At 69.2% G+C, this 433-nt stretch carries 1 protein-coding gene; it reads left to right on the top strand.

Annotated elements, in window-relative coordinates; all coding sequences use genetic code 11:
- On the top strand, positions 1 to 433 hold a 433-nt coding region (locus AB4Z42_RS28420; RefSeq protein WP_442012584.1), incomplete at both ends, for a hypothetical protein.

Below are 433 nucleotides of genomic sequence, written 5' to 3'. Positions count from 1 at the left end.
ACGAGGCGCTGACCCACACGCTGATGAAGGTGGAGACCCATAACCACCCGACCGCGATCTCGCCGTTCCCGGGTGCCTCCACCGGCGCCGGCGGTGAAATCCGCGACGAGGGCGCCACGGGCCGGGGCGCCAAGCCCAAGGCGGGCCTGACCGGCTTCACGGTGTCGAACCTGATGCTGCCGGACGCCATCGAGSCCTGGGAAAACGCCCGCGATGCCGCCCAGCCGGTGGCCCATCGCAATCCGGACGACAAGGCTGGCGTGACCGGCAAGCCGGACCGCATCGCCTCGCCGCTCCAGATCATGATCGAGGGCCCGCTCGGCGGCGCCGCGTTCAACAACGAATTCGGCCGCGCCAACCTGGGCGGCTACTTCCGCGTCTACGAGCAGAACGTGGCCGGCACGGTGCGCGGCTATCACAAGCCGATCATGAT

Origin of the sequence: Mycobacterium sp. 2YAF39, from assembly GCF_052114565.1 — a bacterium.
Lineage (GTDB): Bacteria > Actinomycetota > Actinomycetes > Mycobacteriales > Mycobacteriaceae > Mycobacterium.
The sequence above is the reverse complement of the archived record's forward strand: the minus strand, read 5'-3'. Positions and strand labels throughout refer to the sequence as shown.